At 65.2% G+C, this 25,459-nt stretch carries 23 protein-coding genes; 13 read left to right on the forward strand and 10 right to left on the reverse strand.

Features of this window, described 5'->3' with window-relative positions:
- Positions 1-47: 47 nt before the first annotated feature.
- The gene (locus KHO27_RS21645; RefSeq protein WP_214500743.1) at positions 48-1,835 is read left to right on the forward strand and encodes a monovalent cation:proton antiporter-2 (CPA2) family protein; all 1,788 of its coding nucleotides are present in this window, start codon (positions 48-50) and stop codon (positions 1,833-1,835) included.
- Positions 1,836-1,838: 3 nt separating this feature from the next.
- Here the strand turns inward: KHO27_RS21645 and KHO27_RS21650 are convergent, their stop codons facing one another.
- A complete protein-coding gene (locus tag KHO27_RS21650; RefSeq protein ID WP_046853662.1) occupies positions 1,839-2,123 on the reverse strand; it encodes a HigA family addiction module antitoxin in 285 nt (94 codons plus the stop codon).
- 482 nt (positions 2,124-2,605) lie between these two features.
- Here KHO27_RS21650 and KHO27_RS21655 point away from each other — a divergent pair, with 482 nt between their 5' ends.
- Positions 2,606-2,890, forward strand: coding sequence for a DUF6124 family protein (locus tag KHO27_RS21655; protein ID WP_102690648.1), 285 nt, complete (start codon positions 2,606-2,608; stop codon positions 2,888-2,890).
- A gap of 87 nt (positions 2,891-2,977) precedes the next feature.
- Positions 2,978-3,889 (forward strand): LysR substrate-binding domain-containing protein, encoded by a 912-nt coding sequence (locus KHO27_RS21660; RefSeq protein ID WP_102683047.1) that lies wholly within the window; start codon positions 2,978-2,980, stop codon positions 3,887-3,889.
- A 36-nt stretch (positions 3,890-3,925) separates the two neighbouring features.
- On the opposite strand, the gene KHO27_RS21665 is transcribed toward KHO27_RS21660, so the two are convergent.
- From KHO27_RS21665 to KHO27_RS21680, 4 genes are all read right to left on the reverse strand, one after another.
- Positions 3,926-5,896, reverse strand: a complete 1,971-nt coding sequence (locus tag KHO27_RS21665; RefSeq protein WP_110697022.1) for an amidohydrolase — start codon at positions 5,894-5,896, stop codon at positions 3,926-3,928.
- A gap of 66 nt (positions 5,897-5,962) precedes the next feature.
- Complete coding sequence (locus tag KHO27_RS21670; RefSeq protein ID WP_214500744.1) at positions 5,963-6,514, reverse strand: antibiotic biosynthesis monooxygenase; 552 nt, start codon at positions 6,512-6,514, stop codon at positions 5,963-5,965.
- A gap of 57 nt (positions 6,515-6,571) precedes the next feature.
- Positions 6,572-7,201, reverse strand: a complete 630-nt coding sequence (gene ycaC / locus KHO27_RS21675) for an isochorismate family cysteine hydrolase YcaC (protein ID WP_214500745.1) — start codon at positions 7,199-7,201, stop codon at positions 6,572-6,574.
- Between the two features lie 155 nt (positions 7,202-7,356).
- Positions 7,357-7,683: a hypothetical protein gene (locus tag KHO27_RS21680; protein ID WP_214500746.1), complete on the reverse strand. Its 327-nt coding sequence runs from the start codon at positions 7,681-7,683 to the stop codon at positions 7,357-7,359.
- Between the two features lie 275 nt (positions 7,684-7,958).
- On the opposite strand from KHO27_RS21680, the gene KHO27_RS21685 reads away from it, so the two are divergent.
- On the forward strand, positions 7,959-9,386 hold the full coding sequence (locus KHO27_RS21685) for a mechanosensitive ion channel family protein (protein WP_214500747.1): 1,428 nt from the start codon (positions 7,959-7,961) through the stop codon (positions 9,384-9,386).
- 34 nt (positions 9,387-9,420) lie between these two features.
- Here the strand turns inward: KHO27_RS21685 and amaA are convergent, their stop codons facing one another.
- Positions 9,421-10,707, reverse strand: coding sequence for an L-pipecolate oxidase (gene amaA, locus KHO27_RS21690; protein WP_214500748.1), 1,287 nt, complete (start codon positions 10,705-10,707; stop codon positions 9,421-9,423).
- Positions 10,708-10,836: 129 nt separating this feature from the next.
- Positions 10,837-12,327 (reverse strand): L-piperidine-6-carboxylate dehydrogenase, encoded by a 1,491-nt coding sequence (gene amaB, locus KHO27_RS21695; RefSeq protein ID WP_110697014.1) that lies wholly within the window; start codon positions 12,325-12,327, stop codon positions 10,837-10,839.
- 136 nt (positions 12,328-12,463) lie between these two features.
- On the opposite strand from amaB, the gene KHO27_RS21700 reads away from it, so the two are divergent.
- Positions 12,464-13,363 (forward strand): LysR family transcriptional regulator, encoded by a 900-nt coding sequence (locus tag KHO27_RS21700; protein WP_102683041.1) that lies wholly within the window; start codon positions 12,464-12,466, stop codon positions 13,361-13,363.
- 145 nt (positions 13,364-13,508) lie between these two features.
- A complete protein-coding gene (gene hglS, locus KHO27_RS21705; RefSeq protein ID WP_214500749.1) occupies positions 13,509-14,894 on the forward strand; it encodes a 2-oxoadipate dioxygenase/decarboxylase HglS in 1,386 nt (461 codons plus the stop codon).
- A 39-nt stretch (positions 14,895-14,933) separates the two neighbouring features.
- On the opposite strand, the gene KHO27_RS21710 is transcribed toward hglS, so the two are convergent.
- Positions 14,934-16,913 carry a methyl-accepting chemotaxis protein gene (locus tag KHO27_RS21710; protein ID WP_214500750.1) on the reverse strand — a complete coding sequence of 660 codons (1,980 nt, stop codon included), beginning with the start codon at positions 16,911-16,913 and terminating at the stop codon, positions 14,934-14,936.
- A 182-nt stretch (positions 16,914-17,095) separates the two neighbouring features.
- Entirely contained in the window at positions 17,096-18,025 is a 930-nt protein-coding gene (locus KHO27_RS21715) for a LysR substrate-binding domain-containing protein (RefSeq protein WP_102683038.1), read from the reverse strand.
- Positions 18,026-18,180: 155 nt separating this feature from the next.
- Between KHO27_RS21715 and KHO27_RS21720 the strand changes: the two genes are divergently transcribed.
- From KHO27_RS21720 to KHO27_RS21745, 6 genes are all read left to right on the forward strand, one after another.
- Positions 18,181-19,569, forward strand: a complete 1,389-nt coding sequence (locus KHO27_RS21720) for a NorM family multidrug efflux MATE transporter (protein WP_214500751.1) — start codon at positions 18,181-18,183, stop codon at positions 19,567-19,569.
- Positions 19,570-19,922: 353 nt separating this feature from the next.
- Positions 19,923-20,135 (forward strand): DUF1127 domain-containing protein, encoded by a 213-nt coding sequence (locus tag KHO27_RS21725; RefSeq protein ID WP_011531561.1) that lies wholly within the window; start codon positions 19,923-19,925, stop codon positions 20,133-20,135.
- Positions 20,136-20,432: 297 nt separating this feature from the next.
- On the forward strand, positions 20,433-20,750 hold the full coding sequence (locus KHO27_RS21730) for a DUF2388 domain-containing protein (protein ID WP_102683036.1): 318 nt from the start codon (positions 20,433-20,435) through the stop codon (positions 20,748-20,750).
- 86 nt (positions 20,751-20,836) lie between these two features.
- Positions 20,837-21,130: a DUF2388 domain-containing protein gene (locus KHO27_RS21735; RefSeq protein ID WP_214500752.1), complete on the forward strand. Its 294-nt coding sequence runs from the start codon at positions 20,837-20,839 to the stop codon at positions 21,128-21,130.
- A gap of 36 nt (positions 21,131-21,166) precedes the next feature.
- Complete coding sequence (locus KHO27_RS21740; protein WP_214500753.1) at positions 21,167-21,487, forward strand: DUF2388 domain-containing protein; 321 nt, start codon at positions 21,167-21,169, stop codon at positions 21,485-21,487.
- On the forward strand, positions 21,484-23,442 hold the full coding sequence (locus KHO27_RS21745; RefSeq protein ID WP_214500754.1) for a DUF7844 domain-containing protein: 1,959 nt from the start codon (positions 21,484-21,486) through the stop codon (positions 23,440-23,442). The genes KHO27_RS21740 and KHO27_RS21745 overlap by 4 nt, the downstream gene beginning before the upstream one ends.
- On the opposite strand, the gene KHO27_RS21750 is transcribed toward KHO27_RS21745, so the two are convergent.
- Positions 23,439-23,840 carry a GFA family protein gene (locus KHO27_RS21750; RefSeq protein WP_214500755.1) on the reverse strand — a complete coding sequence of 134 codons (402 nt, stop codon included), beginning with the start codon at positions 23,838-23,840 and terminating at the stop codon, positions 23,439-23,441. The genes KHO27_RS21745 and KHO27_RS21750 overlap by 4 nt on opposite strands.
- Positions 23,841-24,108: 268 nt before the next feature.
- On the opposite strand from KHO27_RS21750, the gene KHO27_RS21755 reads away from it, so the two are divergent.
- Complete coding sequence (locus KHO27_RS21755) at positions 24,109-25,416, forward strand: CitMHS family transporter (protein WP_046853643.1); 1,308 nt, start codon at positions 24,109-24,111, stop codon at positions 25,414-25,416.
- Positions 25,417-25,459 lie beyond the last annotated feature (43 nt).

Genomic DNA, 25,459 nt, shown 5'->3' on the forward strand with positions numbered 1-25,459 from the left:
AGCTGTTGCATCAAGCGCTGCCGCACGCAGTTCAAGGAGTCCGAGCAATGCCACACGAAGGCAGCCTTTTACAAACCGCCGTCATCTTCCTCCTCGCCGCCGTGGTCGCCGTGCCGCTGGCCAAGCGCCTGCAGCTGGGCGCCGTGCTCGGCTACCTGCTGGCCGGCGTGGCCATCGGCCCGCAGGCCCTGGGGCTGATCCGCGATACTGAGAGCGTCGCGCACATCTCCGAGCTGGGTGTTGTCCTGCTGCTGTTCATCATCGGCCTGGAGCTCTCACCACGACGCCTGTGGCTGATGCGCAAGTCGGTGTTCGGCGTGGGTGCCGCGCAGGTAGTCCTGACCGGCGCGGTACTCGGCGCAATCGCCCTGTTCGGCTTCAGCCAGACGCTGCCGGCGGCCATCGTACTCGGCCTTGGCCTGGCCCTGTCATCCACCGCGCTGGGCCTGCAGAGCCTGGCCGAAAGCAAGCAGCTCAATGCGCCCCACGGTCGGCTGGCCTTCGCCATCCTGCTGTTCCAGGACATCGCCGCCATCCCGTTGATCGCCCTGGTGCCGCTGCTGGCCGCCAGCGGCCCCGACACCAGCCACGGCGACAGCCTCGAACATGGCCTGAAGGTGTTCGCCAGCATCGCCATCGTCATCGTCGGCGGCCGCTACCTGCTGCGCCCGTTGTTCCGTATCGTCGCCCGCACTGGTTTGCCGGAAGTGTCCACCGCCACCGCGCTGCTGGTGGTGATCGGCACCGCCTGGTTGATGGAAGAGGCCGGCGTGTCCATGGCCCTGGGCGCCTTCCTTGCCGGCCTGCTGCTGGCCGACTCCGAATACCGCCATGAGCTGGAATCGCAGATCGAACCGTTCAAGGGCCTGCTGCTGGGCCTGTTCTTCATCAGCGTCGGCATGGGCGCCAACCTGCGCCTGCTGCTGGAAATGCCGCTGGTGCTGCTGGGCCTGACCCTGCTGTTGATCGGCGTGAAGCTTGCGTTGCTGATTGGCGTCGGCCGCCTGGCCGGTGGCCTGAACAGCGCCAGCGCCCTGCGCCTGGGGATGGTACTGGCTGCCGGCGGCGAGTTCGCCTTCGTGGTGTTCAAGCTGGGCAAGGACCAGGGCCTGTTCGACACCCAGACCTACGACCTGCTGCTGATGACCATCACCCTGTCGATGGCCCTAACGCCGCTGCTGATGCTCGGCTGCGCCCGCGCCCTCAAGCGCCCGCAGCCTGCCCGCGAGGTGCCCGAGCAGTACAAGGCCATCGACGCTGGCACCCCGCGCGTAGTGATCGCCGGCATGGGCCGCATGGGCCAGATCGTCGCGCGCATCCTGCGGGCGCAGAAGATCCCGTTCATAGCCCTGGAGACCTCGGTGGACGCCATCGAGATGACCCGCATGTTCGAACAGGTGCCGGTGTTCTATGGCGACCCCCTGCGCCCCGAAGTGCTGCACGCGGCCAAGGTCGGCGAGGCCGAGTATTTCATCATCACCATCGACGACCCCGAGGTGGCCATTCACACCGCGGAGCGGGCCAAGCGCCTGTACCCGCACCTGAAGGTGATCGCCCGGGCACGCAACCGTCAGCATGTGCACAAGCTGATGGACGTGGGTGCCGAGCCGATCCGCGAGACGTTCTATTCCAGCCTGGAGATGAGCCGCCGCGCGCTGGTCGGGCTGGGGCTCACCGAAGCACAGGCGACAGACCGCATCGCCCGGTTCACCGAGCATGACGAACAGGTGCTGGAGGCCCAAGGGCAGGTCCGCGACGACCGGGCCAAGGTGATGCAGACGGCCAAGGAAGCGCGGGTGGAGCTGGAGCGGTTGTTTGCGTCGGATGAGGATTGAGGCTCAGGCGAACGCCAGCCGCTCGATAGGTGGATGCTCGCGGTGCGCGGCCTGCCACAGGTCGTAGGCCGCCTGTTCGGCCAGGTACTGACGGGCACTGCCAAGCCCGGCCAGTTCGAGGCGATAGGCCAGGTCGGCTGAAATGGCTGCGTGGCCGTTGAGCACTGTGGATAACTGACCACGTGAATAGCCCAGGTGGCGGGCCAGGGAGGAGACGTTCATGCCAATGGCGGGCAGGACGTCTTCGCGCAAGGCTTCGCCGGGGTGGGGAGGGTTGTGCATAGGCATGGTTTCAGCCCCTTATTGATAGTCCAGGTAATCGACAAGTTCGACATGAACACAGTTTGATCACTCAGGCCAACTCGACGAGAGCCCCCGCTCTCTGGAGTTCTTGTCAGATCGTTCCTGAGCTGCTGCGAGTGGCTGGCAACCTCAAGTTAGAACAACCCCATCCACTTCCTACGAGCTATGCGGACCTTTCCCACTGGGCAGCCTACAGCCCAAGAAATACCCTACAAGGTCTGTCGATACCCTTCTGATTGTCCGGGGAAATCATGCCCTCTAGGCTGACCGGGTCGCTGTCGGTTCAGCGATCGGGCGTGGAAACCCGGCTGGTTGGTTATCGGATTATCTGTCGTGACGGCAGCTGTACGCGGGAGGCCGCAAGGCCTGCCGGGGTTCTCCGATGACCTGGTTTTCCACCCCGTGTACAGCCGCCACCCTTCGCGTGGAAACGGACGGTGCCGGTCAATTTCTATCGGAGCTTGACCATGAAAAAAATCGTCCCCGACCCACCCCTTCCCGACACCCGTCACCACGCCTTCGGCAAATGCGACGCCGGCCACCCACCGCTGTTTGCGGTCAACCCCAATATCAACGCCCACGACGCCCTGGTGCATGTCGCCGAGTACCTGCGCAGCGCCTACAACGTTGGCTACAAGGCGCTGGACCATATGGATGAAACCGGCAGGAGCCTGCTGTGGGCCAGCCTGCATGGGATCGAGATGGCCGAGGGCCTGACCGAAGCGATGCTGGAGGGTATCGAGTCGCCCTGAGCGACATTGCCTTCAGGGAGTTGGATGAAGGCCATCACCGCCCGGTAGACTGCGCCCCATTACCCCGGAGCGCTGCGGAGATCGCCCTTGGAAGACCTCAACTCCCTCTACTACTTCACCCAGGTGGTCGAGCACGGTGGCTTTGCCCCGGCCGGGCGGGCGCTGGACATGCCCAAGTCCAAGCTCAGCCGGCGCATTGCCGACCTCGAAGAGCGCCTCGGCGTGCGCCTGCTGCACCGCACCAGCCGGCACTGCTCGCTGACCGAGATCGGCCAGGCCTACTACAACCGTTGCCTGGCCATGCGCGTGGAGGCCGAGGGCGCCGCCGAGATCATCGAGCGCAACCGCAGCGAACCGAGGGGGCTGGTGCGCATCAGTTGCCCGACCACCCTGCTCAACTCCTGGGTCGGGCCGATGCTCACCCGCTACATGCTCAAATACCCGCAGGTGGAGCTGTTCATCGAGAGCACCAACCGCCGCGTCGACCTGCTGCATGAAGGCTTCGACGTAGCGCTGCGGGTGCGCTTCCCGCCGCTGGAGAACACCGACATGGTGATGAAGGTGCTGAGCAACAGCACCCAGTGCCTGGTCGGGCATCCGTCGTTTCTCGAACAGCTTGCCGAAGGCTTCGACCCGCAGCAGCTCAGTGAGCTGCCCAGCGTCCATTGGGGCAGCGCCCAGCGTGAGTACCAGTGGGAGCTGTTCCAGGGCGAGGACATGAGCCGCAGCTTGGTGATCCCGCACACGCCGCGAATGGTCACCGATGATCTGTTTGCCTTGCGACACTTCGTGGTGGCGGGCGTGGGGATCGCGCACCTGCCCAGGGTGGCGGTGCGCGAGGACTTGGCGGCGGGGCGTCTGGTGGAGATGCTGCCGGACTGGCATCCGCGATGCGGCATCGTGCATGCGATCTTCCCGTCGCGGCGCGGACTGCTGCCGTCGGTGCGGTCGTTGATCGATCATCTGGCGGAGGAATTCGCCTTCAGCGACATGGCGTAGCGCCGCTCCCACGACCTAAGCAGGAGCGGGCCACCCTCAGAACGCGAAGCAGGAACAGCCCAATGCGCCCCAGAAGCCCTGGTAATCACTCACCGGCACACTGGAATGCCGCGCCTTCTCATGGCTGTGGGCATGCACCCCGCACGGCCCGACGCACTGGTGCAGCGCCGCCGCCATCGGTGCGCCAGCGCGCCAGTGCCCCGGCACCTTGGCCACCGGCGACCACTCGGGCAACACCGGCACCTGCGCCGGGCCGAGCTTGTCGAACTCGGCGGCGCCGTACACCACCTTGCCATCGACAACAGTCAGCACCGACTCGATGCCCTTGATCGCCTCTTCATCGACACTGAAGAAGTCCAGCGACAGCGCCGCCAGGTCCGCCAACTGACCGACCTTGATCTGCCCCTTCTTGCCCTGCTCACTGGAGAACCAGGCGCTGCCGTGGGTGAACAGCTGCAGCGCGGTCTCGCGGCTCAAACCCTCCGGGTACAGCTCCAGGCCACCAACGGTCTTGCCGCTGACCATCCAGTACAGCGACGTCCACGGGTTGTAGCTGGACACCCGGGTCGCGTCGGTACCGGCCCCCACCGGCACGCCCATGTCGAGCATGCGCTTGATCGGCGGGGTGTGCTCGGCGGCCTTGGCGCCGTAGCGGTCGACGAAGTATTCACCCTGGAAGGCCATGCGGTCCTGGATCGCAATGCCCCCGCCCAGTGCCCGCACCCGCTCGATATTCTGCGGGGTGATGGTCTCGGCATGGTCGAAGAACCATGGCAGGCCATTGAACGGAATGTCGCGGTTGACCTTCTCGAACACGTCGAGCATGCGCGAGATCGACTCGTCGTAGGTGGCGTGCAGGCGGAACGGCCAGCGCTGCTCGACCAGGTGGCGCACCACCGGCTCCAGCTCCTGCTCCATGGTCTGCGGCAGGTCCGGGCGCGGCTCGAGGAAGTCCTCGAAGTCGGCGGCGGAGAACACCAGCATCTCGCCGGCGCCGTTGTGGCGGAAGAAGTCGTTGCCGTCGCCCGGCTTGACCTTCTGCGTCCAGTTCTTGAAGTCAGTGAGCTCTTCCTTGGGCTTCTGGGTAAACAGGTTGTAGGCAATGCGCACGGTCAGCTGGTCGTTGTCGGCCAGCTCCTGGATCACCTGGTAGTCGTCCGGGTAGTTCTGGTAGCCGCCGCCGGCATCGATGGCGCTGGTCAGGCCGAGGCGGTTGAGCTCGCGCATGAACTGGCGGGTGGAGTTGACCTGGTACTCCAGCGGCAGCTTCGGTCCCTTGGCCAGGGTGGCGTAGAGGATCGTGGCATTGGGCCGGGCGATGAGCATGCCGGTGGGGTTGCCGAACTTGTCACGCTGGATCTCGCCACCCGGCGGATTCGGCGTGTCCTTGGTGTAGCCCACGGCCTTGAGCGCGGCGCGGTTGAGCAAGGCGCGATCGTACAGGTGCAGCAGGAATACCGGGGTGTCCGGCGCGGCCTGGTTGATCTCTTGCAAGGTGGGCATGCGCTTTTCGGCGAACTGGAATTCGTTCCAGCCGCCGACCACGCGCACCCACTGCGGGCTCGGCGTGCGCTCGGCCTGGTCCTTGAGCATGCGCAGGGCGTCGGCCAGCGACGGTACGCCTTCCCAGCGCAGTTCGAGGTTGTAGTTCAGGCCGCCGCGGATCAGGTGCAGGTGCGAGTCGTTCAGGCCCGGAATCACCGTGCGCTGCTTGAGATCGATGATCTGCGTGGCGGTCCCCTTGTGGGCCATCGCTTCGGCGTCGCTGCCCACGGCGAGGAACTTGCCGTCCTTGATGGCAACGGCACTGGCGGTGGGCTTCTCGCGGTCAACGGTGTGCAGCTTGCCATTGAACAAGATGAGGTCGGCGGACATGGGATCTCCTGAAAGGGCGGCATGGGCGGAATCGGTGAACGGCAATGCGCTCCACAGCGCACCGGCGGCACCGAGTACAGTGCTGGTGGCGAGGAACTTGCGGCGACTCTGGTCGGTAGGGTCCTGGCTCATGGTGCTTTCCGTCCGGGTGGGTGATCGGCAGGCGGTTGAAGGCTAGCAATGGATCACGGCGGGCGCTCAGCGACGCAGCCAGCCGGCACAGCGGCGCGTCACCCAGGGCATGATGAAGAACACCACCGGGAGGATGACGCAGAGGTTGACCAGCAGGTTGCCCGGCAGTCGTGCGCCAAGCATCGGGAAGCGCTCGAACAGCGGCGCCAGCAGCATCGGCACCAGCAGGGTCAGCGGGCAGATCACCAGGTAAGTGAGCACGGCTTGCTTCCAACGCGGTGGCTGCGAAGCGCCTGTAGCACTGGGGGTGAACCAGAACTCCGGATCGTCATGCACCTGCGTCTGATCGCCCTCCTCCAGCAGCGGCAGCACTTCGGCCACCAGCGCTTGGCGCTCGGTGGAGTCGACCCAGGCCTGCAACTGGCTGGCCTCGGCAAAGCGCACCACGGTGGTGAACTGGCGACCACCGTCGTCAGGGCGAATTACGTTGACGTCCAGATGACCCGGTTGCCGACGAGCCACGCCGACGGTGTGGCGCAGCCAGGTTTCATAGCGTGCGAGGGCTTCGGCGCGGACCTTGTGCTGGATGACCAGCGTGACCACGGTGCTGTCGTTCATCGCGGCGTACCTGAAAGAGGTGGGGCCAGGCACCGGGCCGGTGCCTGGCGGGGCGGCTTACCTGCTGGCGGTCAGGGCGTTGTAGCTGGTGATCAGGTTGCGGTAATCAGGGATGTGGTTGGAGAACAGCGCCGCCAGCCCTTCGACGTCGTTGCGCCAGTCGCGGTGCAGCTCACAGGCCACGCCGAACCAGGTCATCAGCTGGGCACCGGCACGGCTCATGCGGTCATGGGCAGCATCACGGGTCATTTCGTTGAAGGTGCCGGAAGCATCGGTCACCACGAACACTTCAAACTCTTCTTCCAGGGCGGCCAGCGCCGGGAAGGCTACGCAAACTTCAGTCACCACGCCGGCAATGATCAGTTGCTTCTTGCCAGTGGCCTTCACCGCCTTGACGAAGTCTTCGTTGTCCCAGGCATTGATCTGGCCTGGGCGGGCGATGTACGGCGCATCCGGGAACAGTTCCTTCAGCTCAGGTACCAGCGGGCCGTTTGGGCCTTGCTCGAAGCTGGTGGTGAGGATGGTCGGCAGGTTGAAGTACTTGGCCAGGTCGGCCAGGGCCAGCACGTTGTTCTTGAAGCGGTCCGGCTCGATGTCGCGAACCAGGGACAGCAGGCCGGCCTGGTGGTCGACCAGCAGTACGGCGGCGTCGTCTTTGTTCAGGCGGTTGTAAGTGAATTTGCTCATGGTCGTTGCTCCCAAAGGTGTGTGATTTTCGTTGCCATCGGTGTTTCGCGTTGATGGGCAAAGATTAGATTGATCACCTTTGAGCCGGTAGACGGCAAAAATTGGCCCTAGCGTTCTGTTTTATGAACGATAGTTTTCCCTTTACGCATAGCCGCTCAACGGACCAGCTTCCAGACAATGTGTGAATTGCGACCACTGAGCCTGTACTCGCACCCCTGGAACAGCCCCCAAATCAACGGGCCGAACGACAGAGCAAGCAACAGGGGGAACACATAAAGCCCCAGGATGAGCAATAACGAGAGCAGTTTGTGCTCGAAGGTCATGGCCAGCCTGTGGACCTCGCCCGCCCCTTCGAAGGTGTTGATGTCCAGGCCGCGCTGCCTGGCGAAGAACCAGGCATAGATAGCCAGGGCGGATGCGGACACCATCACACCCCCGAACATGAGCAGATTGATGAACCTGAGGGTTTCACACAATGTCATTGCTGCTCCCGTACACCCAGCACGACGTCTCTGAACGTAAAGTGCTCGCGCATCAGCACGTAGGCTGCCGTCGAATCCTTGCCGGCATGCTCCACCAATTGGATGCCCATTCGACGGAATCAGACCGGCCGCGCGCCATTGTTTCCAACTCATCGGCTTACAGCAAGAACGGCATGCCCTCAAAGCAGACCGCTCTACGCCTCCTGCATGCCCATTGCGTGCCCCTTCAACCTGCTCTATTACTAGCCACAGCCCTCCCCCGCACCGAGACCATCATGCTGGCCTTCATCCAGTCCTCCCCCTTGTTGCTCGGCACCGCCCTGATCTTCCTCGACCTGCTGCTTTGGCACCTGATCCCATTGGAGCGCCGCGCCTGGCGCATCGCGTCGCGGCTGGCGATTTTCCTGCTGTTCAGCTGGCTCTTGCTGGCCGCGGGCATGAGCCCGCTGCAACCCCCGCCCTGGGCCGACGATGTCTCGCGCAACCTGATGGCCACAGTGCTGGGGATCGGCTGGTGGCTGTTCGGCGCACGCACGGTGACGGTGGTGTTCGGCTTGTTGCTGGTGGCACGGGGCAGCCACGGCGGGCGTCTGCTGCAGGATGTGGTCGGGGCGCTGATTTTCCTGGTCGCAGCGGTGGCGGCGGCGGCCTATGTGATGCAGTTGCCGGTCAAAGGCCTGTTGGCGACCTCAGGGGTCATGGCCATCGTCATCGGCCTTGCGTTGCAGAGCACGCTGGCCGACGTGTTCTCGGGCATCGTGCTGAACACCACGCGGCCCTACCAGATCGGCGACGCGATCTCGATCGACGGCACCGAGGGCAAGGTGGTTGATATCGACTGGCGGGCCACCCGACTGATCACTGGCAACAGCAGCCTGGCGGTGATCCCCAACTCGGTGGCGGCCAAGGCCAAGATTCTCAACTTCAGCCGCCCGGCCGAGGTGCACGGGGTGTCGATCAGCGTGGTGGTGCCGGCCAAGGTGCGCCCGCAACGGGTGTTCGATGCACTGGAGAAGACCCTGCAAGGCACCAGCATCCTGCTGGACAAGCCAGCGCCCAAGGTCACGGTAAAGGCTTCGACATTGGAGTCAGTGGAGTACGAAGCCAGCGGCTTCATCGCCGAGATGTCGCGCAAGACCGAAGTGCGCAATCAGTTGTTCGACCTCGCCCACCGCCACCTGGAAGCCAGCGGCGTGACCTGGAACACCGAGCTGGGCGCCCCGGTGCGCAGCCGCCAGCGCGAGCTGCTGGACGAGGTGCGGGTGTTCCGCTCGCTGAGCAACGAAGAGCGCGACGCCCTGAGCCAGCGCATGACCACGGTGGAATACCTCGCTGACCAGGTGATCCTCGACATCGGCGAGCGCTCAGAGCATGTGCTGCTGATCAGCCGCGGTGTGGTGCTGGCGTCGGTTCGCGATGGCGAGCGGCTTATCGAGGGTGGCCGCATGGGGCCCGGCGAGGTGCTCGGGCTCGAGGGCCTGGTGGATGACGAAGCCTCGCCTGTCGAGTTTCGCGCCTTGAGTGGCTGCATGCTGTATCGCATCGACAAAGAGCAGGTGCGCGGTTGCCTGGCCGAAAGCGGCGATGTGAAGTCGGCACTGACCAAACTGCAACGGTTCCGGCGGCAGAAGCGCGAGTCGCTGTTGTTGCAGAAGCCGGCGGTGGTGAAAAAGGGCGGGTTCCTGAGCTGGTTGCATAAGTGAGCCCATCGCGGCCCGACTTGCCCCGCGATGGCGATTACAGCACCACCCGCAGGCACTGCCCGGCGTGATACAGCGAGAACCCCGACTCGTAGAACGCTGTGCGCAACGACGGCGCGCTCACCGGCTTCATCGGCGAGAACGGAATCGGCAGGCTGTCCGGGTCATCCTTGAGCAAGAACTCGGCGAATGCCCGGCCGATCACCGTGCCGGTGGTGTTGCCCCGCCCGTTGTAGCCGGTGACCGCCACCAGCCCCGGCGCCGGTTCGAACAGGCGCATCAGGTGGTCCGGGGTGAAATCGATGCAGCCGGTCCAGTGCATCTCCCATTCGACCTTGCCCAACGCCGGGTAGTAGTGGCTCTGGATGCGGTCGGCCCAGCTGCGCACGAACCAGTCTGGCTTGTTGTCGACTCGGCCAAGGCTGCCGAGCAGCAGCCGGCCCTGGTCGTCGCGGCGGATGCTGCTGAGCACGGTGCGGGTGTCCCACGAACCCTGGCCATGGGGCAGGACCTGGTCGGCGGCGGCGCCGTGCAACGGCTTGGAAGCGACCTGGTAGTAGTAGCCGCGGAAAAAGTGCTTCTGCAAATTGCTCCAGTCGCCTTCGGTGTAGGCACCGGTAGAGATCACCACCTTGTCGGCGCGCACCGCGCCGAGCGCCGTTTTCACCCGCCAGGCATCGCCGTCGCGCTCCAGGCCTTCGACCGCGGACTGCTGGAACAGCTTGCCGCCCAGCCGGCTCACGGCAGCGGCGAGGCCCTGGGTATATCCCATGGGGTTGATGGTACCCGCGCGGCGGTCGAGCAGCGCGGCGGAAATCTTGTCGGTACCGCAGTACTCCTGGCATTGCGCGCCGGTCAGCAGCTCGACGTCGGCGCCGCGCCGGGTCCATTGCTGGTGGCGGGCCTCGAGGTCGGCGATGCCGGTGGCATTGTGTGCCATGTGCAGCGTGCCCTGGTGCCGGGCCTGGCAGTCGATACCCAGGCGCTCGATCATGGCGAACACTTCGCCCGGCGCCTCGCCGAGCACCTTGTTCAGGCGGCTACCCTGCTTGTGCCCGAGGGTGGCCTCGACGTCGTCGGGGCGGATCCAGGTGCCGGCGTTAACCAAACCGACGTTGCGCCCGGAGCCGCCATGGCCGATTTTCCAGGCCTCCAGCAGGATCACCGTCTTGCCCTGCTCCAGCAGATGGATAGCCGCCGACAGGCCGGTGATGCCGCCGCCGATCACGCAGACATCGGCCTTGAGCTCACCGGCCAGGGCCTGGGCGGCAACGGTCGGCTGGGTGAGGTGTTCCCACAAGCATTCTTGACGCAGTTCGGACATGACCGGCTCCAGCAAATTTTATTCTTGTTGCGGCCCCATCGCCGGCAAGCCGGCGCCCACAGAGATCGACGCAATCCCTGTGGGAGCCGGCTTGCCGGCGAAACGGGGGCAAAGCCCCCGCGACGATCATCAGTCGAACACGATCCCTTGCGCCAGTGGCAGTTCGCGAGAGTAGTTCACGGTATTGGTCTGGCGGCGCATGTAGCCTTTCCAGGCATCGGAGCCGGATTCACGGCCACCGCCGGTTTCCTTCTCGCCACCGAACGCCCCGCCGATTTCCGCGCCGCTGGTGCCGATATTGACGTTGGCGATGCCGCAGTCGCTGCCCGCAGCGCTCTGGAAACGTTCCGCCTCGCGCAGGTCGGTGGTGAAGATGCACGACGACAGGCCTTGCGGCACTTCGTTGTTCAGGCGCAGGGCCTCTTCGAAGTCGTCGTAGGCCAGCACGTAGAGAATCGGCGCGAAGGTCTCGTGACGCACCACCTCGCTCTGGGCCGGCATCTCGGCAATGGCCGGCGACACGTAGTAGGCGTTCGGGTATTGCTCGGCGAGCTGGCGCTCGCCACCGAAAACCTGCCCGCCTTCGTCGCGGGCCTTGGCCAGCGCGCCCTGCATGGCATCGAACGACTGCTTGTCGATCAGCGGGCCGACCAGGTTGTCCTTGCGAGGGTCACCGATGCGCACCTTGCCGTAGGCGGCTTTGACGCGGGCGACTACGTCGTCCTTGATCGAGCGGTGCACGATCAGGCGGCGCAGGGTGGTGCAGCGCTGGCCGGCGGTGCCGACGGCAGAGAACAGGATGCCGCGCACGGCCAGGTCGAGGTCGGCGCTCGGGGCCAGGATCATGGCGTTGTTGCCACCCAGCTCGAGGATGCTGCGGCCGAAACGCGCCGCTACACGCGGGCCCACTTCGCGGCCCATGCGGGTGCTGCCGGTGGCACTGACCAACGCCACGCGTGAATCGTCGACCAGGGCTTCGCCGGCGTCGCGACCACCAATCACCAGTTGCGCCACACCTGCCGGGGCGTCGCCGAAGGCTTTCAGGGCTTTGTCGAACAGTGCCTGGCACGCCAACGCGGTGAGTGGGGTCTTCTCGGACGGCTTCCACACCACGGCGTTACCCGCCACCAGCGCCAGCGCGGTGTTCCATGCCCACACCGCCACCGGGAAGTTGAAAGCGCTGATCACCCCGACCACGCCCAGCGGGTGCCAGGTTTCACGCATATGGTGGCCCGGACGTTCGGAGGCGATAGTCAGGCCGTACAGCTGGCGCGACAGGCCGACGGCGAAGTCGCAGATATCGATCATTTCCTGCACTTCGCCCAGGCCTTCCTGGGTGATCTTGCCAGCTTCGATGGACACCAGCTCGCCGAGGTCAGCCTTGTGCTCGCGCAGCACCTCGCCGAACAGGCGCACCAGCTCGCCACGACGGGGGGCCGGCACGCTGCGCCAGGCTTCGAAGGCCTGTTGCGCCTGGTCGATGCGGGCAACAGTATCGGCCTTGCCGAGCAACTTCACCGAGGCGATCTGGCTGCCGTCGATCGGGGTATGGACAGGGTAATCGCCCTGGGTGTGGGCCGCGGCGGCAACGCCCAGGCGCTCGAGCAATCCAGCAACCATCATGCTTCTCCTTACATCGGGTGAAGGGGTTGAAAATGTCGTGGGTCAGTATTAATCCGATTACTCGGGTGCAACAAACGACCTTTATTCCGCATATCATTCCACCAGGTAATGATTTCAGCCGCCGAGACCGCTTATGTCCAAACGCCTGGTACCGTCCATGACCGCCCTGCAGTGCTTCGAGGCCGCAGCCCGTCATCTAAGCTTCACCCGCGCCGCCGAGGAACTGCACCTGACGCAGAGCGCGGTAAGCAAGCAAGTGGCGCAGCTCGAGGAAATGCTGCGCCATCACCTGTTCCTGCGCATCCGCCGCCGCCTGCAACTGACGCCGGCCGGCAGCCTGTACCTGGCCGAAGTGAACAAGATCCTCACCCAGGTGGACATGTCCAGCCGCTATGTCCTGAGCTACGGCTCGCAGACCGAAGTATTGAAGGTAGCCACTCAACCGAGTTTCGGCGTGCGCTGGCTGATCCCGCACCTCAAGGGCTTCGGCAAGCGCCACCCGAACCTGCACCTGGACATCCGCAACGAGATGGAACCGTTCGCCCTGCTGCAGGGCTCGGCCGACGTGGTGTTCTTCTATGGCCAGGGCACCTGGCCCGGGGCGACCTGTATCGAGCTGTTCGGCGAAGAAGTGGTGCCGGTGTGCGCGCCGGAGTTGTTGCAAGGGCGCACGCTGCCTGACGCCGGCGCGGTGGCGGAGCTGGTGCTGCTGCAGAGCACCTCGCGACCGCAGGCGTGGCACGAATGGTTCCTGGAGCAGGGGCTGCATACCGACAACAGCTACCATGGGCCGCGCTTCGATACCTTCTACATGGCGTTGAGCGCGGCGCAGGCCGGATGCGGGGTGGCGTTGGTGCCCAGTTACCTGGTGGCCAAAGAGCTGGCTGAGGGCAGCCTGGTGCTGGCCTGGGACCATGCGATGAAGAGCAATGGCGCGCATTACCTGGCGTATGCCGAGCATGCGGCGGAGGTGCCGAAGGTGCGGGCGTTGGTGGAGTGGGTTGCCGAGCAGATCCAGCGGCGCCACCACTGACGCCGTCGTGAGAGCAGGCTTGCGCCGCGATAGGGGCGTCAAGATCGATAAGAAAAGGAATGAAACCCGCACTTTTTTTCGCTTGTACGGCATCTCCATTCCCAGCTTTCATGTAAGTGTCCTCCACTCACCCAGGAAGCTTGCGATGCCCGCCCATGATTTCGTCAGCCCCGACAGCATTCGTGCGCAGTTCTCTGCCGCCATGTCGCTCATGTACAAGCAGGAAGTTCCCCTGTACGGCACGCTGCTTGAACTGGTGAGCGAAACCAACCGGCAGGTCATGGCTGCGCAACCCAAGGTGGCCGAGGCCCTGCGCTGGACCGGCGAGATCGAACGTCTCGACCAGGAGCGCCATGGCGCCATCCGCGTGGGCACCGCCGAGGAGCTCGCCACCATCGCCCGCCTGTTCGCGGTCATGGGCATGGCGCCGGTCGGCTATTACGACCTGAGCTCGGCCGGCGTACCGGTGCATTCCACTGCGTTCCGTGCCGTGCACGAACAGTCGCTGCATGTCAGCCCGTTCCGCGTGTTCACTTCGCTGCTGCGCCTGGAACTGATCGACAACCCGCAACTGCGCACACTGGCCCAGGGCATCCTCGACAAGCGGCAGATCTTCACCGCCCGTGTGCTGGAACTGATCGCCCAATGCGAACGCGATGGTGGCCTGAACGCGAGCGATGCCGAGACCTTCGTCCAGGAAGCGCTGCACACCTTCCGCTGGCACCAGGACGCCACCGTTACCGCCGACCAGTACCAGCAACTGCACGACCAGCACCGCCTGATCGCTGACGTGGTGGCGTTCAAAGGCCCCCACATCAACCACCTGACCCCGCGCACCCTGGACATCGACGCCATCCAGCTCGGCATGCCAGCCAAGGGCATTCCACCCAAGGCCGTGGTCGAAGGGCCACCCACCCGCCGCCAGCCGATCCTGCTACGCCAGACCAGCTTCAAGGCGCTACAGGAAAAGGTCGCTTTCAGCGATGCCCAGGGCAGTCACACGGCGCGCTTCGGCGAGATCGAACAACGCGGCGCAGCGCTGACGCCCAAGGGGCGCCAGCTGTACGACCGCCTGCTGGACGCGACCCGCGCGGCCCTGGGAGGCGTGCCCGCCGAGGCCAACGCAGAACGCTACATGAGCCTGCTCGCCGAGCATTTCGCCGAATTTCCGGACGACCTGGGGCAGATGCGCGAACAAGGGCTGGCCTACTTCCGCTATTTCGCCACCGACAAGGGACTGGCGGCGCGTGGGCAGCCTGGCCGACCTACCACCCTGGAAGGGCTGGTCGACGCCGGGCATGTGCATTACGAGGCGCTGGTGTACGAGGACTTCCTGCCGGTGAGTGCGGCGGGGATCTTCCAGTCCAACCTGGGAGACGAGGGGCAGGCCGACTATGGCAGCAACGCCAACCGCGAAGCCTTCGAGCAGGCGCTGGGGCTGAAGGTGCAGGATGAGCTGGCGCTGTATGCGCAGAGCGAGCGGCGCTCGTTGCAGGCGTGTGCGCAGGCGTTGGGTCTGAGCGCGATGTAGGGCTTCGCAAAGCCGGGGCCGCTTTGCGGCCCCAATGCACTACCGATGAGTCCGGAACCGATCCACTTCCTGGCGCAACTGCCCCGCCAGTCCTTCCAGTTCGCGGGCCGTCGTGGCCAGCTCATTGGCCACATCTCGCTGCTCGCTGTTGGCCTGGGCGATGCTCTGCAGATTGCGGCTGAGCACCGTCGCGGTGCTGCTCTGCTCCTGGGTCGCGGTGCTGATCACCGCGAACTGCTCGCCCGCCACCCGGCTCTGCTCGTCGATGCGCGCCAGGGCTTCGGCCACCTTGTCGTTGCGCGCCAGGCCTTCCTGCATCAGCTGGTTGCCCTGCTCCAGCGTGCTGATGGCATGGCCGGTCTGCTGCTGGATGCTGGCGATCATGCCCGAGATCTCGTCGGTGGCCTGGCGGGTGCGCGCGGCCAGGCCGCGGACCTCATCGGCGACCACGGCGAAACCACGGCCCTGCTCGCCAGCCCGGGCCGCTTCGATGGCGGCATTGAGCGCCAGCAGGTTGGTCTGCTCGGCAATCGAGGTGATCACGCCGACAATGCCGCCGATCTCCTGCGAGCGAGCGCCCAAGGTGTCCATCACACTGGCAGTACCGCCCAGTGCCTCGGCGATCTGCCGCAGGGAAACCGAGGCTTCGTCCATGGCGCTGCGACCGATACGGGTCTGCTGGGCGTTGTCGCGGGCCATGCGCTCGGTCCCGGCCATGTTGTCGGCAATGTTCATCGAGGTGGCGCTGAACTCCTCCACCGCGCCGGCCATGCTGGTGATCTCGCCGGATTGCTGGTCCATGCCCTCGCAGGCCCCGGACGACAGGCCGGACAGCGAGCGGGCGCGGCCACTGACCTGGTCGGAGGCGGCACGGATATGCTCGACCATGGTCGCCAGGGCATCGCCCATCTGGTTAAAGCTGCGGGCGAGCTGGCCGATCTCGTCATGGCTGGTGACGCTCAGGCGGGCATTCAGGTCGCCAGCGCCGAGGGCTTCGGCCTGGCGCACCAGGTCGCCCAGCGGGCGCAGTTTGCGCCGCAGCAGCCAGAGGGTGGCGGCCACGGCCAGCAGCATCGCCAGTACGCTGCCGATGGCCAGGCGCAGGCCGACGCTCCAGGTCACTTCGCGGATCTCGCCCTCGGGCATGCTTGCCACCACGGTCCACGGCCCCTCGGCGAACGGCTCGGTGACGCTGAACAAAGGCTCGCCGGCACCGGCCCAGAACTGCCCTGCCCCCGGTTTGATCGCCTTGACCGCCTGGGCCGCCGCCTCACCGTCGCGCACCTCGGCCGGCGGCACCAGCCACTTGCCCTGCTCGTCCAGCAACGCCAGCGAACCGGTCTGGCCGATGCGGAAGCGCTTGAGGTTGGCAAACTGGGCGTTCTGCGCGTCGGTGTAGTCGAAGCCGACGAACAGCACTGCGATCACCCGGCCACCGCTATCGCGCACCGGCACATAGCGGGTCATGTAGTTGCGCTCGAACAGCACGGCACGGCCGACGTAGGTCTGCCCGGCTATCAGTTTCGGATAAGCCGGGTGCTGGCGGTCGAGCTGGGTGCCGATGGCGCGGCTGCCGTCCTGCTTGGTCAGGCTGGTGCTGATGCGCACGAAGTCGTCACCGCTGCGCACGAACAGGGTCGCAACACCGGCCGTCATCTGCTGGAACTCGTCGACCTGGTGGAAATCGTTGTTCAACAGGTGGTCACCCAGGTACAGCGCAGGCGTCGCGACACCTGCGACGTTGACCGTTTCCCCCGCGTGCAGCGCCAGTCCGCTGGCGAACCGCCGCTCGAACAGACCGCTCAGGCGCTGGGTATTGTCCTTTAGCGAACCGTGGAAGGTATCGAGCTGATCGGCCAGCAGCCGCGCCTCGCTGGCCAGGTGCGCCTGGCGCGTGGTGAGGTTGGCGTCGTCCAGCGAACGCAGGGCGAACAGGGTGCTACCGGTGATCACCAGCGCCAGCACGATGGCGAGGGCAATCCCGAGCTGCGAGGCGATTCGGGCACGCGGTTGAGACATGGCAAGGCTCCTGGCAAGAGGCCGGGATCGTCCTGATCACGCTGACCGCCCGCTGCATATCGACGGGGAATCGCGTCCTCTTCCGGGACGCTGGTGCAAGTTGATCGGCGTCTGTAGGAAATACTTGAGTGCGGGACCGGGATATTCGCAAACGTTTTCTTGCCGTGGCCTCAGAGAGGTTGTCAGCCCTGTGCCGACAGGATTTGCACAGCCGGCAAATCCATCGCCGCCGCCTCCTCCTGCAAAAACACGCTAAGCCGGCGCAACCGCTCCCCGCCCGGCCGGGTCCGTGGCCACACCAGGTAGTAGTCCATGCCGCTGGCTACCGCAGTCGGCCAGGGCAGGCTCAACCGCCGCTGCGCCACATCCTCGGCCACCATCAGCAGGTCGCCCATGGAGATCCCGTAGCCCCGCGCGGCGGCGATCATGCCCAGCTCCAAGGTGTCGAACACCTGCCCGCCCTTGAGCGAGATCTTGTCGGTCAGGCCCATGCGCGCCAGCCAAGCCCGCCAGTCGCGCTTGTCCGGCGTGGGATGCAGCAACTCGATACCGGCCAGGCGCCGCTCGTCCCAAGGCGCATCATCGAGCAGGTCCGGCGCACCTACCGGAATCAGCAACTCGGAGAACAACCGGCGCACTTCCCAGTCCGCCGGGAAGCTGCCATCGCTGAGCAGCACTGCACAGTCGAACGGCTCCTGGTTGAAGTCGACATGGTCGACATCCATCCAGGCACTGGTGAGTTGCACCTCGTTGCCGGGCTGCAGATGGCGGAAGCGACTCAGGCGCGCCAGCAGCCAGCGCATGGTCAGGGTCGAAGGGGCCTTCATGCGCAGGATGTCATCTTCGCCGCGCAAGGTTTCGCAAGCCCGCTCCAGGGAAGCAAAACCATCACGCACACCAGGCAGCAGCATGCGCGCGGCTTCGGTCAGCTGCAAGCTGCGGCCATTGCGCACGAACAGGCGACAGGCGAAATGCTCCTCCAGGGTGCGGATATGCCGGCTCACCGCGCTCTGGGTAATCGCCAGCTCTTCCCCGGCGCGGGTGAACGAGCTCAGCCGAGCAGCGGCTTCAAATGCGCGCAACGCATAGAGCGGAGGCAGTTGGCGAATCATGGCGCACCTGTCATACGGGAGCTGGATAGGAGCAGATGATCATACAGGCATGAGTCAGACTCATGACACCGATCGCATTTATCCTTTTGTGCAAAGCTGACCGAAGCCTCAGAATCGACGGCTCGTTTCCAGAATCATCAAGAAGGACCGCCCCCATGCACGTCGCGCCCACCACCGAACTCAAGGCTTTGCTGCGCCTGGCCGGGCCGCTGATCGCCTCGCAGTTGGCGCACATGCTGATGGTGCTCACCGACACCCTGATGATGGCCCGCATCAGCCCGCAGGCCCTGGCCGGCGGTGGCCTGGGCGCGGCGAGCTACTCGTTCGTGTCGATCTTCTGCCTGGGCGTGATCGCCGCGGTGGGCACGCTGGTGGCCATCCGCAAGGGCGCCAACGACATCGAGGGCGTCACCCGCCTGGCGCAGAGTGGCCTGTGGCTGGCCTGGGGCCTGGCGCTGGTCTCGGCACTGGTGATGTGGAACCTCAAGCCGGTGCTGCTGTTGTTCGGCCAGAAGCCGGAGAACGTCGACTCGGCGATGCAGTTGCTGACCCTGCTGCCGCTTGCCCTCCCCGGTTACATGACTTTCATGGCCCTGCGCGGTTTTACCAGTGCCCTGGGCCACTCCACGCCGGTGATGGTCATCAGCCTGGTAGGCACGGTGTTCAACTACCTGTTCAACCACGCCCTGATCGAAGGCATGTTCGGCCTGCCCAAGCTGGGGCTGATGGGTATTGGCCTGGTCACGGCGGTGGTGACCCTGGGCATGGCCATCGCGCTCGCACTGTATATCCGCTGGCACAAGGCCTATGCCGCCTACCCGCTGCGCAAGGGCCTGCTGCGCCCTTCCCTGTCGGCACTGCGCGAGCTGTGGCGGCTGGGCCTGCCGATCGGCGGCACCTATATGGTCGAAGTTGGTCTGTTCGCCTTTGCCGCCCTGTGCATGGGCGTGCTCGGCAGCACGGAGCTGGCGGCGCACCAGATCGCCCTGCAGATCGTCTCCACCGCGTTCATGGTGCCGACGGGCCTTTCGTATGCGGTGACCATGCGCGTCGGCCTTTATTACGGCGCCGGCAACTTGCTGGCGGCCCGTAGCGCCGGGCGCGTGGGCATTGGTTTTGGCGCATCGCTGATGTTCGCCTTCGCGGCACTGTTCTGGTTGCTGCCGGATGCCCTGGTCGGGCTGTTCATCGACCGCAACGACCCGGCCTTCGCCGCGATCTTCATGCTGGCCGTGCAATTGGTGATGGTGGCGGCGTGGTTCGAACTGTTCGATGGCGTGCAGACCATTGCCATGGGCTCGATCCGCGGCCTGAAGGACGCCAAGACCACCTTCCTGATCGGCCTGGTGTGCTACTGGCTGGTGGGTGCGCCAAGTGCCTGGCTGTTCGCCTTCACCTTCGGTGGCGGTGCACAGGGTATCTGGTGGGGGCTGGCCCTGGGTCTGGCCTGCGCAGCGGTGGCGCTGACGTTCGGCTTCGAATGGCGGATGAAGCGGCTGCTGGGCAAGGCTGAGCGTGCACGGCGGGCAGCATTGTCGGTCTGAGCCCCCCGGAGCCCCTGCGCGCGCCATCGCCGCGCGGGCGGCGCTCGATTTCACAAGCGCCGCAACTGTATCGCTGAACACTTTGAAGTCAGCATCCATCTAAAACTGTACTACTGTACTGCTATATACCTCACTTCCTGCCGACCATTTCCCTGCCAACACCACAAAACCGCACCAAAAAAGTGCGCACCAGTACAGTTCCCTCAATAACCGGTGCAACAGTCGCTTTCAACAGTTAACTGGCCCATCACAATACACCTGAACTGTACCTACTGTTCTGGACGAGAGAGGAGGAAGATGGGCACCAGTTAAATCACTCCCTAATGCCGCCACAAGCGGAAGGATGACACATCATGGAACGTACCCTCAGTTCCGACCTGGTTTTCGAAAACGCCCAAGCTTCCAACGCCGCCCTGCCGCTGCGCGTCCTGTCCACCCTGGTACTGTGGCAGCGCCGCATGGCTAGCCGCCGCCAGCTGGCGCGCCTGGACTCCCGCCTGCTGGCCGACGCCGGTATCAGCGAGTCGCAGCGCTACGAAGAGCTGAGCAAGCCTTTCTGGCGCTAAGCGCCGGCCGCCGGCCCAGGCCGGCACCGTGAATTCTCAAGAACCCGCCGCAGGCAACTGCGGCGGTTTTTTTGTTGTGAGCCGCGCAATAGAGCTCTCGCGCAAGCAACCGTAACAGTTCTATAAAAATCAAAATCTATAGATACAGTTACGATTTGATCCGTTTTTCGCGCCCAGGCGTCAGAACCGACGCGTGTTACGCTTGTCATACGCGCCTGGCATAGAAAGTACCGTGACGAGCCAAGCGAGCGTCCGATAACCAGAACCACCCTTGACCCTGTGCAGGAGTCCACCAACATGTCCCGTTATCACCTGATTGGCGCCGCCTTGCTGCTGTCCCTCACCGGTGCCGCCCACGCCACCAGCTTCGTCGTCACCACCGATGCCGTCGTCGGCGCCGTAGCCGCCTCGACCGATGCCACGTCCGATATCTCCTCCTCGTTCCGCGACGACAAGATCGTCAAGGCCGCCCGTGACGATGCCGCCAGCTTCGTCGGCAGCGATGGCGCCATCCGCGGCGCCAAGCTGGAAAGCGCATTCGTGCACATCCGCCAGCAGTTGCCGGCCCTGCAAGCCAGCGATGCGCAGCTGGCGCGCGCCATCCTCGCCATCTGACCTTGCCCTTGCCCCGGATTCACTGGCCCCGAGCCGTGCATCCGGGGTAGCCTTCGCAGCCCGAGACAATCGCCACTTCAAAGCCCATGCGTTACCTACTGCTTTCCTTTGTCGCCCTGGCCTGCATGAACAGCGCCCAGGCGATGGATGCCACCACCCAGAGCCTGGTCATCACGAGTTACGTCACCAGCCAAGTGACTGCCGCCCCCTTCGACCGCAAACGGATCGTCGCGGCCCGTGACGATGCCGCCGTGTTCGTCGCCAGCGACGGCCTGATCCGTGGCGCCCGCCTGGAGGCGGCGTTCGACGCCCTGCGCCAAGGCTGCGCCCGGCACTCTGTCGGTGACCGTGAACTGGCCGAGGCGATTCTCGTCCAATAACTACTACCCGCTCCCTTGTATTTCCGGAGATGCTCCATGCGTAAACCGCTGATCGCCGCCACCCTCGGCATGCTGCTGCTCGCCGACCTGGCCCACGCACAAACCCTGGTGGCCACCAGCAACATCATCGTCCGCGCCTTTGGCCGGTCGATCGACTTCACCTCCGACACCACCACCTCGATCCGCGACTCGAAAGTGGTGCGTGAAGCCCACGACGACGCCGCCAGCTTCGTCGCCAGCAATGGCGACATCCGCGGCGCGCAGCTCGAAGCCGCCTTCGACACCTTGCGCGCCCGTGTGCCCGAAGCCCGCGACGCCAGCGACCAGGTGCTGGCCGAAGCCATCCTCGCCCTGTGAAGCGCATGCGTGCCTGGCTGCTGGGCTGCGCCCTGACGCTGCTTGGCACGCCCGCCCTGGCCGATCTGCAGCTCGTGCTGCAGACCGACGGCCTCGACCCTTCGCAACGGCAGGCCAGCCAGGTGCTGCTCGACGAAGCCATGGCCAAGCTGCCACCGCGCTTCAAGCAGCAACTCGACCGGCAGATCCTGGTCAGCTGGACCACACGCATGCCCGAGGATGCCTATGGCCAGGCCTCGCCGGTCGCCAGCCTGGATCTAAACCGACGCCTGCTACCGGGCCTAGTGGATGGCAGCGCCGCCCGCGAGAAGACCAACCGCCCCCATGGCACCGTCCGCGAAGAACTGCTGGCCACCGTGCTCCACGAGCTGACCCATATCTATGACCGCGCCCGCCTGTGGCCGGAGGCTGAGCGCCAGCTGATCAGCCGCTGCAAGCGCCAGCAGGGCGCGCTTGGCAAAGTCGGCCTGCCGCAGGACTGTCGCGGCCAGGCCGAACGCCGCTTCACCTTGAGCGACGATCCGCGCCTGCTGGACCTGGCCGGCTGGCCGCAGTACGTCGGCCGGCGCGGCGAGCGCGAGCAGCACAACGGCCAGCTGGTGCGCAGCCCGGACCCCTACGAGCTGAGCAGCCCGAAGGAATTCGTCGCGGTCAACATGGAGTACTTCCTCCTCGATCCCAGCTACGGCTGCCGCCGCCCGGCACTGAACCAGTACCTGCGCGACCACTTTGCCTGGGCGCCGCAACAAGATGTCTGCGCCAAGGGCCTGCCGTTCCTCAACGCCGGCAACGACTTTGCCCGCCAACCCTTGGGCGAGATCGACCCGGAGCGGGTCTACGAGGTCGACTACCTGCTGGCAGAAGCCAACCAGAACTGGGTCAGCCGCTGGGGCCACAGCATGCTGCGCCTGGTGATCTGCGCCCCGGGCCGCCCACGCGGGCCGGCCTGTCGCCTGGACCTCGACCAGAGCCTGGTGCTGTCGTACCGCGCCTTCGTCAATGATGTGCAGCTGTCCAGCTGGGACGGCCTGGTCGGCGCCTACCCGTCGCGGCTGTTCGTGCTGCCGCTGGGGCAGGTGATCGACGAGTACACCAAGACCGAGCTGCGCAGCCTGGCCTCGGTGCCGCTCAAGCTCAGCCGCGCCGAGATCGAGAACCTGGTGCGCCAGGCCGCCGAGATGCACTGGAGCTACGACGGCAACTACTACTTCCTGTCCAACAACTGCGCGGTGGAGTCGCTCAAGCTGCTGCGCAGCGGCACCGGCAATCCACGCCTGAATGACCTGGACAGCATCATGCCCAACGGCCTGCTCGAGGTCATGAAGGGCAGGGGGCTGGCCAATACCAGCGTGCTCGACGATCCACGCGAAGCCCTGCGCCTGGGCTATCGCTTCGACTCTTACCGCGACCGCTACCAGGCGATGTTCGAGGTGTTGCGCAAGCAGCTGCCAATCAAACAGACGACGGTGGAAGACTGGTTGGCGCTGGACGCCGAGCAGCGCCGCCAGTGGTTCGAGCGCGCCGACCTGCGCACCAGCGCGGCCTTGCTGCTGCTCGAACAGGCCGGGCTGCGGCGCCAGCTGCTGCTGGCCCAGGATGAGGTCAAGCAACGCTACCTGAACGGGCGGGCACTCAAGGATGGCAGTTTCGACAAGGCCAACGAGACCTTGCAGGCGATGCTGGCCAACAGCGGCTTCCTCAGCCGCCCGGCGGAATTGCTCGGGGCAGGGGGCTACGGCCTGCCGCAGCCGGACGAGCGCAAGCAACTGGAGCAGGTGAGCAGCGAGCGCCAGGCGCAGCTGCTGCGCCTGAGCACCGACCTCGACCAGCAGGTGAGGGCGCTGCTGGGGCCCGAGCGGGGCCGGGAAATCAAGGCGGTGGAGGCCAATATCAAGCAGGTAGGCGAGCACCTGCGGGCGTTGCACAAGGCCGCCGGAGGATTGCAACTGCCCTAGAGGTTTTCTTCATTCTCCTCCGGCAACCCCGGGTCGACCTGCAACCACGGCAACCGACTCCCCACCCAGATATGCCGATTGGCCGGCACCCGCTCCGGGTGATCCAGCGTCGCCACGGTCACATCGATCGAGTCCGGGCTATGGGTCGTCACCAGCGCCACGTGCGCCCCGCAACTGCCACAGAAATAGCGACTGCAGGTTTCCGGCGCCCTATAGCGCTGCGGTGAGCCCGCCAACCACTGGAAAGCCTCGGAGGGCAGGGTGACCCAGGTCACCAGCGTGCCCCCGCTGACCCGCCGGCAGATCGAACAATGGCAATGGGCGACATTGCCCAGGGCGCCCGACAAGCGATAACGCAGGGCACCGCAATGGCACCCGCCTTCCACGACATCCACCATCGTAACGACCTCCCGTCGCCTGGCACCAGCCGAAAGCTGGCTGAAAGCTTGCCCACATAGGATAGCGCCACCACCGGCAGCAGACCGGCCAGCCAGGGCACCCGGAAACTTCCGCGCCCGGCCCAATCAACAACAACAATGGTGATTCTGATGTTTTCCTGTGCCCGCCTTTTCGCAGTCCCCCTCCGCCTGCTCCTCGCGCAGCGCCTGACGCGCTGATCCGCCCGAATCGTCCTTCCTTTCGCCGCGCCACGCCTGGAGTACCGCCATGCTGACCTTCCTCGGCTTCGCCATGGTCATCACCTTCATGTACCTGATCATGACCAAGCGCCTGTCGGCCTTGATCGCGCTGATCCTGGTACCGATCCTGTTCGCCCTGTTCGGCGGCTTCTACAGCGACATCGGCCCGATGATGCTGCAGGGCATCAGCAAGCTCGCGCCCACCGGCGTGATGCTGATGTTCGCCATTCTCTACTTCGCCTTGATGATCGACTCCGGCCTGTTCGACCCAGCCGTGCGCAAGATCCTCAAGCTGGTCAAGGGCGACCCGCTGAAAGTTTCGGTCGGCACCGCGGTGCTGGCCCTGGTGGTGTCCCTGGACGGTGACGGCGCCACCACCTACATGATCTGCTGCGCCGCCATGCTGCCGATGTACAGCCGCCTGGGGATGAGCCCGCGGATCATGGCCGGCCTGATCATCCTCGCCGGCGGGGTGATGAACATGACCCCGTGGGGCGGCCCAACCGCGCGCGCCGCCAGCGCCCTGCACGTGGACCCTTCGGACATCTTCGTGCCGATGATCCCGGCCATGGCCTTCGGTGTGCTGGCGATCCTCGCCATCGCCTACTGGTACGGCCTGCGTGAACGTGCCCGCCTCGGTGAACTGCACCTGCCGACCGACGACATCGACCACAGCGAAATCAGCGTGTCGCAGTTCCCGGAAGCCCGCCGGCCCAAGCTGCTGTGGTTCAACGGCGCCCTGACCGCCGCGCTGATGGTCGCGCTGATCGCCGGCGTACTGCCCCTGCCGGTGCTGTTCATGATTGCCTTCAGCATCGCCATGATCGTCAACTACCCGTGCCTGCAGCAGCAGAAGGACCGCATCGCCGCCCACGCCTCCAGCGTGCTGGCCGTGAGCGGGCTGATCTTCGCCGCTGGCATCTTCACCGGCATCCTGTCGGGTACCGGCATGGTCGATGCCATGTCCAAGAGCCTGCTGGCGGTGATCCCGGAAGCGTTCGGCCCCTACATGGCGGTGATCACCGCACTGGTCAGCATGCCGTTCACCTTCTTCATGTCCAACGACGCCTTCTACTACGGCGTGCTGCCGGTGCTGTCGGAGTTCGCCAGCCACTACGGCGTCACCCCGGTGGAAATGGCCCGCGCGTCGATCGTCGGGCAGCCGGTACACCTGCTCAGCCCACTGGTACCCTCCACCTACCTGCTGGTGGCCCTGGCCGGCATCGAGTTCGGCGATCACCAGCGCTTCACCCTCAAGTGGGCAGTGCTGGTGTGCCTGTGCATAATGTTCGGCGCTCTGGCACTGGGGACTTTCCCGCTGTTCAGCAGTCTGTAATACAAGCGCCTCATCCAACCGCAAAGCGCCCGCCATCAGGGCG

It is taken from the genome of Pseudomonas sp. RC3H12 (assembly GCF_018596375.1).
Lineage (GTDB): Bacteria > Pseudomonadota > Gammaproteobacteria > Pseudomonadales > Pseudomonadaceae > Aquipseudomonas.

Bases quoted from the DNA above. Each gene is read 5' to 3' on its own strand.
- KHO27_RS21645 (WP_214500743.1), top strand. From the start codon at position 48: ATGCCACACGAAGGCAGCCTTTTACAAACCGCCGTCATCTTCCTCCTC.
- KHO27_RS21650 (WP_046853662.1), bottom strand. From the start codon at position 2,123: ATGCCTATGCACAACCCTCCCCACCCCGGCGAAGCCTTGCGCGAAGAC.
- KHO27_RS21655 (WP_102690648.1), top strand. From the start codon at position 2,606: ATGAAAAAAATCGTCCCCGACCCACCCCTTCCCGACACCCGTCACCAC.
- KHO27_RS21665 (WP_110697022.1), bottom strand. From the start codon at position 5,896: ATGAGCCAGGACCCTACCGACCAGAGTCGCCGCAAGTTCCTCGCCACC.
- KHO27_RS21670 (WP_214500744.1), bottom strand. From the start codon at position 6,514: ATGAACGACAGCACCGTGGTCACGCTGGTCATCCAGCACAAGGTCCGC.
- ycaC (WP_214500745.1), bottom strand. From the start codon at position 7,201: ATGAGCAAATTCACTTACAACCGCCTGAACAAAGACGACGCCGCCGTA.
- KHO27_RS21680 (WP_214500746.1), bottom strand. From the start codon at position 7,683: ATGACATTGTGTGAAACCCTCAGGTTCATCAATCTGCTCATGTTCGGG.
- KHO27_RS21685 (WP_214500747.1), top strand. From the start codon at position 7,959: ATGCTGGCCTTCATCCAGTCCTCCCCCTTGTTGCTCGGCACCGCCCTG.
- amaA (WP_214500748.1), bottom strand. From the start codon at position 10,707: ATGTCCGAACTGCGTCAAGAATGCTTGTGGGAACACCTCACCCAGCCG.
- amaB (WP_110697014.1), bottom strand. From the start codon at position 12,327: ATGGTTGCTGGATTGCTCGAGCGCCTGGGCGTTGCCGCCGCGGCCCAC.
- KHO27_RS21700 (WP_102683041.1), top strand. From the start codon at position 12,464: ATGTCCAAACGCCTGGTACCGTCCATGACCGCCCTGCAGTGCTTCGAG.
- hglS (WP_214500749.1), top strand. From the start codon at position 13,509: ATGCCCGCCCATGATTTCGTCAGCCCCGACAGCATTCGTGCGCAGTTC.
- KHO27_RS21710 (WP_214500750.1), bottom strand. From the start codon at position 16,913: ATGTCTCAACCGCGTGCCCGAATCGCCTCGCAGCTCGGGATTGCCCTC.
- KHO27_RS21715 (WP_102683038.1), bottom strand. From the start codon at position 18,025: ATGATTCGCCAACTGCCTCCGCTCTATGCGTTGCGCGCATTTGAAGCC.
- KHO27_RS21720 (WP_214500751.1), top strand. From the start codon at position 18,181: ATGCACGTCGCGCCCACCACCGAACTCAAGGCTTTGCTGCGCCTGGCC.
- KHO27_RS21725 (WP_011531561.1), top strand. From the start codon at position 19,923: ATGGAACGTACCCTCAGTTCCGACCTGGTTTTCGAAAACGCCCAAGCT.
- KHO27_RS21730 (WP_102683036.1), top strand. From the start codon at position 20,433: ATGTCCCGTTATCACCTGATTGGCGCCGCCTTGCTGCTGTCCCTCACC.
- KHO27_RS21735 (WP_214500752.1), top strand. From the start codon at position 20,837: ATGCGTTACCTACTGCTTTCCTTTGTCGCCCTGGCCTGCATGAACAGC.
- KHO27_RS21740 (WP_214500753.1), top strand. From the start codon at position 21,167: ATGCGTAAACCGCTGATCGCCGCCACCCTCGGCATGCTGCTGCTCGCC.
- KHO27_RS21750 (WP_214500755.1), bottom strand. From the start codon at position 23,840: ATGGTGGATGTCGTGGAAGGCGGGTGCCATTGCGGTGCCCTGCGTTAT.
- KHO27_RS21755 (WP_046853643.1), top strand. From the start codon at position 24,109: ATGCTGACCTTCCTCGGCTTCGCCATGGTCATCACCTTCATGTACCTG.